The 10133-nt window shown below is 36.9% G+C and carries 6 protein-coding genes; 1 reads left to right on the top strand and 5 read right to left on the bottom strand.

Annotated elements, in window-relative coordinates:
• Positions 1-41 precede the first annotated feature (41 nt).
• The 5 genes from BSF41_RS14320 to BSF41_RS14300 all read right to left on the bottom strand — a co-directional run bounded on the left by BSF41_RS14320 (position 42) and on the right by BSF41_RS14300 (position 8539).
• Entirely contained in the window at positions 42-4676 is a 4635-nt protein-coding gene (locus BSF41_RS14320) for a type IX secretion system membrane protein PorP/SprF (protein WP_095930188.1), read from the bottom strand.
• Position 4677: 1 nt separating this feature from the next.
• Positions 4678-6111 (bottom strand): gliding motility protein SprC, encoded by a 1434-nt coding sequence (gene sprC / locus BSF41_RS14315; RefSeq protein WP_095930187.1) that lies wholly within the window; start codon positions 6109-6111, stop codon positions 4678-4680.
• Positions 6108-6512, bottom strand: coding sequence for a hypothetical protein (locus BSF41_RS14310; protein ID WP_253251832.1), 405 nt, complete (start codon positions 6510-6512; stop codon positions 6108-6110). The genes sprC and BSF41_RS14310 overlap by 4 nt, the downstream gene beginning before the upstream one ends.
• Before the next feature lie 100 nt (positions 6513-6612).
• Positions 6613-7905, bottom strand: a complete 1293-nt coding sequence (locus tag BSF41_RS14305; RefSeq protein ID WP_095930185.1) for a hypothetical protein — start codon at positions 7903-7905, stop codon at positions 6613-6615.
• Between the two features lie 181 nt (positions 7906-8086).
• A complete protein-coding gene (locus tag BSF41_RS14300) occupies positions 8087-8539 on the bottom strand; it encodes a hypothetical protein (protein ID WP_095930184.1) in 453 nt (150 codons plus the stop codon).
• A gap of 445 nt (positions 8540-8984) precedes the next feature.
• Here BSF41_RS14300 and BSF41_RS14295 point away from each other — a divergent pair, with 445 nt between their 5' ends.
• Positions 8985-10133 carry a hypothetical protein gene (locus tag BSF41_RS14295; RefSeq protein WP_095930183.1) on the top strand — a complete coding sequence of 383 codons (1149 nt, stop codon included), beginning with the start codon at positions 8985-8987 and terminating at the stop codon, positions 10131-10133.

Here is a 10133-nt window from a genome sequence, read left to right as displayed (position 1 = left end):
CTGAAACCTCAGAAGGACTATCTTATCTATATATATTTCTATTAATTCTCAATTTTTACGACAGCCATTCTACCGTTGTATGGCTTGCTCCCTTTCGCTTCCAAAGCTTTTGTAGCTTCTTGTAGACCGTCGTATTTTTCATAATAGATGTAATATTTACTTGTTGTCACATTATAAAAGAAATTCACATCTGTAAGTCCAGCAGCTACTGCTTTCGTTAAAAACTCATCTCGTTTCTCGACACTGTTGTGTACTGCAAGAATCAAGTAATATCCACTATCAGAGTTTTTAATATTTTTAATAATCTGCATGTTTGACTGCTCTTCACCAAAATCAAAATCATTTGCTTTCAGTGGTGTGCTGCTTACTTTTGTTGTCTCTTTTATTCGTTTAAGAGCGGCAACGTCCTGCGCATATCTTCCTTCATCATTCTCATAAGCTGCACGTTTAATTCTACGTTTACGCTCAACTTCAGTCTCTGTTTTAATACGCTCTAAATCGGCAATTAAAGCTGCACCTTCTCGTTTCATTTTTAATTGAGCCGCTTTCAATTCGTTTATCTTTTCAAGATAAGCTTTATTCAAAGGATCATCTTTAGGGAACTTTTTACTTCTTTCGTTATAAAGATTTGTCAGCTTCCCAATTTCATTTTCCATGCTGTTGTTTGCATCAGCAATCTGAACTTTTAATGATTCTATCTGACTGTTTTCTGCCGCTACACTCTTAAATGGTTTTGGCTCTTTATAAATACCTTTTTCACTTAAATCATTCTCCTCTTTTAAATCGTTCAAGTCTTTTTGCTTATTCGCAACAGTTGCCTTAAACTGATCTAATAAATCTGTTTGTACTTTACTTGTACTTTCTACAGACTGAGTCAAGTTTTCAATAGCTTTTCCAGTATCATCTTTAGCTTTCGCCGTTAATGCCGCTGCTGCCGCATCTGCTTTAGCTTTATCTGCTGCTAATTTTGCCTGACGCTCCTCTTCTTCTCTTAACAGTCTTGTTTCCTCTTCTGCTTTTAATTTTTCTGTCGCTTCCGCATCTGCTTTTGCTTTTGCGTCTGCTAGAAGTTTAGCTTGAAGAGCTTCCATATCTGCTTTTGCTTTTGCATCTGCAGCTAGTTTTGCTTGAAGAGCCTCAGCATCTGCTTTTGCTTTTGCATCTGCAGCCAGTTTTGCTTGAAGAGCCTCAGCATCGGCTTTTGCTTTCGCGTCTGCAGCCAGTTTTGCTTGAAGAGCCTCAGCGTCTGCTTTTGCTTTTGCATCTGCAGCTAGTTTTGCTTGAAGTGCCTCAGCGTCTGCTTTTGCTTTCGCATCTGCAGCTAATTTGGCTTGGCGAGCTTGTTCTTCAACTCTAGCTTTTTCTTCAACAGCTTGTTGCGCTTTTAATGCCTCAGCATCGGCTTTTGCTTTTGCATCCGCAGCCAATTTCGCTTGACGTGCCTCTTCCTCTTCTTGTAATTTTTTAGCTTCTGCTTCTGCTTTCGCTTTTGCCGTTGCTTCTGCGTCTGCTTTTACTTTTGCATCAGCTAACAATTTTGCCTGAAGAGCTTCCATATCTGCTTTTGCTTTCGCATCTGCTGCCAATTTCGCTTGAAGCGCTTCTGCGTCTGCTTTTGCTTTTGCATCTGCTGCTAATTTCGCTTGACGAGCTTCTTCTTCTACTCTAGCTTTTTCTTCGGCTACTTGTTTAGCTTGTAATGCTTCTGCATCCGCTTTCGCTTTTGCTTCGGCTGCTAATCTTACTTTCTCTGCTTCAGCATCCGCTTTTGCTTTTGCGTCAGCGGCTAATTTTGCTTGACGAGCTTCTTCTTCTACTCTTGCTTTTTCTTCAGCTACTTGTTTAGCTTGTAATGCTTCAGCATCGGTTTTCGCTTTTGCTTCGGCTGCTAATCTTGCTTTTTCTGCTTCGGCGTCAGCCTTTGCTTTTGCCTCTGCTGCTAATCTCGCTTTCTCTGCTTCTGCATCAGCTTTTGCTTTTGCCTCTGCTGCTAATTTCGCTTGGCGAGCATTTTCTTCATCTTGTAATTTTTTCGCTTCAGCTTCAGCTTTTGCCTTTGCCGTTGCTTCGGCATCTGCTTTCACTCTAGCATCTGCAATTAATTTAGCTTGCAAAGCTTCCATATCGGCTTTAGCTTTTGCATCAGCTGCTAATCTTGCTTTCTCTGCTTCGGCGTCAGCTTGTGCTTTTGCTTCTGCAGCCAATCTTACTTTTTCTGCTTCAGCATCGGCTTTTGCTTTTGCGTCAGCTTCTAATTTCGCTTTTGCAGCAGCTTCGGCATCAGCTTTCGCTTTTGCATCTGCTACAAGTTTCGCCTGAAGTGCTTCAGCATCGGCCTTCGCTTTTGCTTCTGCCGCCAATTGTGCTTGGCGTGCATCCTCAGCTTGTTTTATTTTCAGCGCTTCTGCATCAGCTTTTGCTTTTGCTTCTGCGGCAATAAGTGCTTGTCTTGCTTCTGCATCAGCTTTTGCTTTTGCATCTGCAGCTAATTTTTCTTTAAGTGCAGCTTCTTCAGCAGCTTTTGCTTTTTGATCAGCAGCCAGTTTCGCTTTGTTAGCTGCATCAATAGAAACTTTTGTCTTCGCTTCTGCAGCTGCTTTTGCTTTTGCTTCTGCAGCTAATCTTGCTTGTAATGCATCTGAATCTGCCTTTGCTTTTGCATCTGCTGCTAAAATTGATTGCATATCTGCAGCTTCAGCTTTTGCTTTAGCATCTGCTTTACGTTTTGCTTCGGCAGCATCTGCTTTAGCTTTATTGTCTGCAATTAATTTCAATCTCGCTGTTTCAGCATCTGCTTTTGCTTTCTCTGCCGCTGCCAATCTAGCTTGTCTCGCAGCCTCAGCATCAGCTTTTACTTTTTCAGCTGCCGCTAATCTTGCTTTTGCTGCCGCTTCTGCATCTGCTCTTGCTTTATCAGCAGCCAACTGTGCCGCTGTTTTCTGTGGCGCTGGAGCTGTTTTTGCAGGTTCTGCTTTTGCCTTAGCCGCTGCTTCTGCATCTGCTTTCGCTTTTGCATCTGCAGCCAATTTCAATTTCATTGCTTCAGCATCTGCTTGAGCTTTATCAGCAGCTAATTGCGCCTCTGTTTTTTGTTCTGCTTGAGCTGATTTTGCAGTTTCGGCTTTTGCTTTTGCTGCTGCCTCTGCATCGGCTTTCGCTTTTGCATCTGCCGCCAATTTCAATTTCATAGCCTCTGCATCAGCTTTTGCTTTATCAGCAGCCAATTGAGCTTGTGTTTTTTGAGCAGCTGTTGCTGTCGGCTTATTTGCTACTGCTTGTGCTCTCGCTGCCGCTGCCGCATCTACTCTAGCTTTGTTGTCTGCCGCTAATTTTATTCTACGCTCTTCTGCATCTGCTCTTGCTTTATCAGCAGCTAATTGAGCTTGTGTTTTTTGTGTTGTAGCAACGGCTCTATTTGCTGTTGCAGTTTGTGCTCTCGCTGCGGCTGCGGCATCTGCTTTTGCTTTTGCCTCTGCAGCTAATCTTATTTTAACAGCTTCAGCATCTGCTTTAGCTTTATTGTCTGCTTCTAATTTTGCTTTTGCTGCAGCTTCAGCGTCGGCTCTAACCTTTTCTGCTGCTGCTAGTTTTGCTTGTTTTGCTTCGGCATCTGCTTTTGCTTTTGCTTCTGCAGCTAATCTGTTCTTTTCAGCAATTTCAGTTCTGTTAACCTGAGTTGCTTCTGACTTTGGTTTAGCTGGTACCGATTTTGGTTTTGAAGGATCAATCAACGAACCTTCATCATCATCTCCGTAATAGTAATTTCTATTTTTGAATTTGTAGGCAATAGCAAATTCATGAGAACCACCTAAATTAGAGAAATTGCCCATTCCTCTTTCGTAATTGTATTCTATAGCAATACTTGGAGAAATATTAACCCCAAGTCCTGCAGAAACTCCATATAATGTATTATAGCCTACTTGTGCCCAAACCCCTTGTTGAAGTGCAAGCATTCCTAGACCTGAAATAACAGTTTTATCTTTTTTAATTTCTGTTCTAACCAATCCAGAGAATTTACTTCTATCAAAAAAGCCATAACTGTCAATATATCCAGTATACATGGCGTGCAATTGAATTGCTCTTTCTGGATCTTCTTTTACCATTCCAGATCCAAAATTATACAGCACTAAATTGTTAATAGCCAATCCGAAATCTAAAAAAGCAGTCCCATAGTTAATCCCAGGATTTACAGTTAAAAGCGTGCTTTTTGGAAAATCTCCAGTTAAAATCGTTGAATCATCTGATATAATTTTTCCTGTGTTTATTCCGCTTTGATAAATCCCTGCATTTAAACCAAAAGTCAAGTTACTATCTTCTTCAAGAACGATGTTATGAGCGAAATTGGCAACTCCGCCAAAAACAGTCATAAGCCCGTAATTTTGTTGAAATAACCCAACTGCAAATGCTTCGTTTTCTCTAAAACGACCAGAATAATTAGCCAAATACGTCTGCGGAGCATTCTCAAATTGTACCCATTGTCTTTTGTTATAGAAACTTACGTATGGATTTGATTCTCTAACAAAACTGAAAGTCGGGTTAATTAAATATCTATTGAACTTCAAAGAATTTCTAATAGGTAATGAAAACGAAACAACTCCATCCTCACTTGCGTTTTGAGAATAGAGTACATTAGATAAACCGTAAAATAACGTGATGAATAGTAAAAGTTTCTTCATATTATTTTATAACAGTTATTGATCCTTTTTTTTCACCTGTGTCGGATTGAATGACATAGTAATAAACGGGATTTACATTCTTAAAATCTACATTGTTTTGAGGCCAATCGCCTTGGTAATTCACTACATCCAAAACCATATCTCCGTTTGAACTAATGATCATTACCTTTGTATTTGCATTCTTATATTCGTCTGGAATATTCCAGTACGGATTCATACCACTTAATTTGATAATGTTTGGAATAACACTAGATGGGCCAGATTCTCCATTTATTCTAAATGTAAATTCTTTGCTAGAAACACATCCAGATGCCAAAGAAACCTTAGCTTTATAATTACCTTTAACAGCTACAACATAAGATCTTGTTGTTTCGTTCGGAATTAAGTTATCGTTTAAATACCATTCGTAAGTTGCGTCTGCCGCATCTGTATTAATCGTAACCGTTACTGTTTCTCCTTCGCTTAATTTATATCCATCCTCAGCATCAATGCTTGCGTCAAAACTATTGCTTTTCAAATCGATAGTTCCAGTTGCTTTACATCCGCCAAAATCAACTTCAACAGAATACACTCCTGATTCGTTTGTAGAATAAGTACGGTTAGTAGCACCAGCTATTAAGACCCCATCCTTTTTCCAAGCATAGCTGTTTCCAGAAGTCGCAGTTAAAATAGTTCCTGTTCCACTAGCACAAAACGGGTTTCCTAAACTTGAATTAATAGTTACATTAGATCCATTTGAAGAAGAAACGACATTAACACGATTAGAACTAAAGTTAACATCAGAACATTGACCATAATCAATTTCTGCATAATATTTTCCTGTACTATTAATAACTATGTCTTTAGAGGATTGTCCTGCGATAAGAACATCATCTTTATACCATTTGTATTTAATATTAGAAATATTGATTGGAGATGGAGTATCTGCACTAACAGAAATGGTTAAACTACCGCCAGCGCATAACATGGCTGTATCAATCTTACCATTAATAAAGAAAGATGATTCGTATGGTTTGAAGTATGCAGGAAATGCAGTATTTCCTAAAGAATTTCTAAATCTTGTACTCGTAACGCCTGTTGAACTTTTTACTCTAAGACTATAAGTATCAAAACCAACTAAATTTGTAGGCACTGCATATTTAATTGTTTTTTGAGTTGCAGAAACATCAACAGTTTGAAGCAAAGTTGTGGCAACAGGAGTAGTAAAATTTCCCGCAGCGTCTGAAAGCTCCACTACGAAGGTAGTACCTGCGGGAAAATCTATATAACTAAAAGAAGCATAAAACTCGTTGAACGAATTACCAGCACAAAGCTTTTCTAACCCATCAAAGGTTTGAGGCGCTATAGTTTGGGCATAGGCATTCGATCTAGCAAATAGTAAAATGCTAAATAATATTAAAACTTTAAAAAAAGATAAAGTAATTTTTTGAATCATATAGTGCGTGTTCTTGCTAGATCTATACGCTCAAAAAACAAGATATCTATGAATGTTTCTGAGAAATCGTACTTGTAGTTTTCAATCACTTCTTTTGCAAGAACTGAAGTAGCCGCAAGTGTAGAATTCTCTTCACAATCGTTAGATAATGCATTTGACTCAGCCGCTATAGTAAGGCTGTCCTTGGGGTTGGACATCCCTACTATAAACTGATTAAAATTGCTGTTTTCAATAACAGCACTATTATTACTGTTCTTTTGGTTATTGCAAGCCAAAGTTAAACTGTGCTCAGAACCAGCAGCCTTTGTAGGTTGTTCTGCTGTATTCTGTGCATATAGAGTTAACGAAATAGGCGAAACCAAAAATATTATATATAAAAAATATTTTTTCGTAGATACCATTATGTTTTGATCTTTATTTAGGCCCTTTAGACGATACATAAATTGTGTCTGGGGACTTAATTAATAAAATTTACGCGTGGGAAATAAAAATCGAAACTATTTATCTATTACCGCTAGAAGCTGTGATTTTTCCTAATTGTAATCTAAAATCTGGTTTTTTTGGATTGAACATATCAATGAATGTTTCTTTGTTGTCACTTTGTGACATTACGTTAAAGAAAACACTGTTTCCATACCAGCTTTCTAGATCTTCATTGTTAGAATTGTACTCTGTAAAGATGTTTCCATTACATAAGTTGAAGTACATTTCCTCAAATTTGATTTTTTTAAGGTTGGCATCATTGATTTCAGTTTTGCTATCTAATAATACTGCAGGGTTAAATCCAGAGATTACACTTCTTTTCATTTCAAGAGAAGCATTCTCTGCTACATAAACAGCCTCTTTTACTAAACCTGCTTGAATGTCAGCTTTAATGTTTTCGCTGTCGTTAACCATTGTAATATTACTAGCAACAACTAAAGTTTGTTTTTTAGTGAAGTCTGTTTCACTTTTCTTCTCATAAGATTTAACCTCCATACAACGAGATCCATCTTTAGTACTTGAGAAGTAAGAAGATCTAACTGCTAGAGAGTTGAAGAAACGACATTGAACTCCTTGAGAAAATTTAAAGTCGTCGTTAACTGATTTATAAGATACGAATTTTGTAGCATTTAAGTCACCACCTAAGACTCCGAAAGAATCTCCTCCAGCGTAACTTACCATAATGTTTTCAAGAACAGTTTTGTTTCCAACAGCTGCAAGAGTCAAACCGTTGAAAGTATCTGAACCCTTTACTTTTTTACCAGCAAACTCGATTCTAACGAATCTTAAAACTCCAGAGTTTGAAGCTACATTATCACCACCGTAAGTAGTCATTGTAGGATCTAGGTCAAGGTTATAAGAACCAACATTTCCGAATTTGTTAATTGGTGCATCTCCAAGGATTACAATTCCACCCCAATCTCCAGCTTTTTTCATGCTGCGGTTTGAAGTAAATACAATTGGATCTGTTTCTAAACCATCAGCCACTAATTGTGCACCTTTTGTAACTACCAATGTTCCTTTTGTTTCGAAGTCACCAATAATTACAGTTCCAGGTTCGATAGTTAAAACAGCATTGTTTGTAACATAAACGTTTCCTTGTAGAACGTAGATATTTCTTTTTAGCAATTTAGTATTAACAGAAATGTTTCCTGCTAAAATTTGGTTTGCTTCTCCATAGTCAACTTTATTAGGCTTAAACTCGGTCCAGTTGTTTAACCAATTAGTGTAGCCCATAATTCCTTTCTCTTGTTGAGCACTCATACTCGTAACTGTCAAAAGAACGCAGATCAATTGAGTAATTTTTTTCATGATAAGGGGGTATTACGGTTAATAATAAATTTGGGTATGCGCAAATGCAAAAACTCCTCTCGAATTTTCTGGAATTTTACAGAACCCTCGAGAATGAGTTTTTTTTATTTTGTTTTCGAAGAATGTCAAAGCAATATTTTACTGAGACTTTCCAGAAAAAAATTTCAAAAAAAATGCTTTATTACATTTCGTTCAAATCGTTGAACTCGTGTAATGATTTCAATGTACTTTCGTAGAACAAGATTGCCGCGATTAGATTTCCTTTATCAGAGTAAGGCATCATTTTTCTTTGGAATTCTACAGTTGTATCCAAAAATGTTGTTGTACCAACTGCTTGAGCATCCAAAACTTTTTTGTGTTCACTATCGTCTGGAATACCAAGGTCGGCCATAGTAACTCCAGGTTTAGTAACCAAAGCAATGTAAGGGAGAGTTTTAACTAATACTTTGATACGCTCGATGTATAATTCCAAAAGTTCACCCTTTTGCATACCACTTAATTCTTTTTGATCATGGTATTTTCGGATAAGAGCAGTTGTACTAATAATACTTCTCGGTGCGTTTTTAGCTTGTGCTGAAACAGCCGCAGTAGTTAAGATAAAAAAAGCACTAAATAGAATAATTTTCCCTTTCATAGATTCTTATTTTATAATTGGTTGTTGATAAAAACAAAAATATAGAAATTAACTTAAATTACAACTCTAATGAATTTTTTTTTCAAAAAATTTCCTTAAAAAAACCTTAAAAACCAGTCTTATGTCGAGAAAATGTGCGTTTTAACGGGCTTTTTGTTAAAAATGTTAATTAAAAAATCGTAAGAGATTATATATAAAAAATAAAAAATTAACTCTATAAATAGCCAAAAAAAACCTCCGTTTGTCGAATTTCGAAAAAAAATATTAACAAAAACATCTTGATATTTACTCACTTGAAGATATTTATTAACAAAATTCTGTCGAAAATGATCCGAATTTTTTAAAAATCATCTCCTCACTTCGGCACCGAATTTGAAAATTGTGAACTACTAAATAATCTTATCCTGAAAATTTTTGCCTCCACATTTTCTTCTATCTTTGCGTAATGCAATTTTCTCAAATTTTAGGTCAAGATTACATCAAAAGCCACTTGATAAAAAGTGCTGCTTCTGGTAGAATTCCTCATGCACAATTATTCGTTGGTCCGGAAGGAAGTGGCACATTAATAACTGCCATTGCTTATGCTCAATATATTTTGTGTAGCAATACCGGCGATGAAAATTTAAACGGAAACGATTCTTGTAATCTAAAGTTTGATAACATCTCTCATCCCGATCTCCATTTTATTTATCCAACCGTTACAACCGAAGATGTAAAAACAAAACCTAAGAGTTTAGATTTTATTCAAGATTGGCGCAGCTTTATTCAAGAAATGCCTTACGGAGGTTTGTTCGATTGGTATAAAATTCTGGGTGTACAAAACAAACAAGGAGAAATTCGTGTTGAAGATGCACAGGAAGTTTTAAAATCGCTTTCGCTAAAATCGTACGAAGGCGGATACAAAATCATGATTATCTGGATGGCCGATAAAATGAATATCGCCGCTTCCAACAAACTTCTAAAACTTCTGGAAGAACCTTCAGAAAAAACCATGTTTATTCTGATTTCTGAAAACGAAGAAGATATTATCCAAACCATACGTTCGCGCTGCCAGGTAATTCATTTTAACGGATTGCCAGAAAAAGTTATTGCCGATGCTTTAATTGCCCAAGAAAATATAGATGCCGGCTTAGCCAAAAAAATTGCACATCAGGCGCAAGGTAATTTTAGTAAAGCATTGCATTTGTTAAAAGAAGATGATGATGATCTTCCGTTCGAACAATGGTTTGTTAATTGGGTACGCGCCGCTTTTAGAGCAAAAGGAAATGCTGCGGCCATTCAAGATTTAATTTCATGGAGCGAACAAATTGCAGCACTGGGACGCGAAAGTCAGAAAAAATTCATTCAGTATTGTATCGAAATGTTTAGACAAGCTCTAATGCTAAATTATCAGACGCCAAGTTTGGTTTATATAGAGCCCAAGGTCGATAAATTCAAATTAGAAAATTTTGCTCCTTTCGTAAACGGAAATAACATTCACGAAATATTCAAAGAGCTTTCAGATGCTTTGTATCATATTGAAAGAAATGGAAATGCAAAAATAATCCTTACCGATTTATCCATCAAATTGACTCGTTTAATTCATAAAAAATAA

The sequence above is a fragment of the Flavobacterium sp. ACN2 genome, assembly GCF_002303885.1.
GTDB lineage: Bacteria > Bacteroidota > Bacteroidia > Flavobacteriales > Flavobacteriaceae > Flavobacterium.
This window is presented reverse-complemented; position numbering and strand designations above follow the sequence as displayed.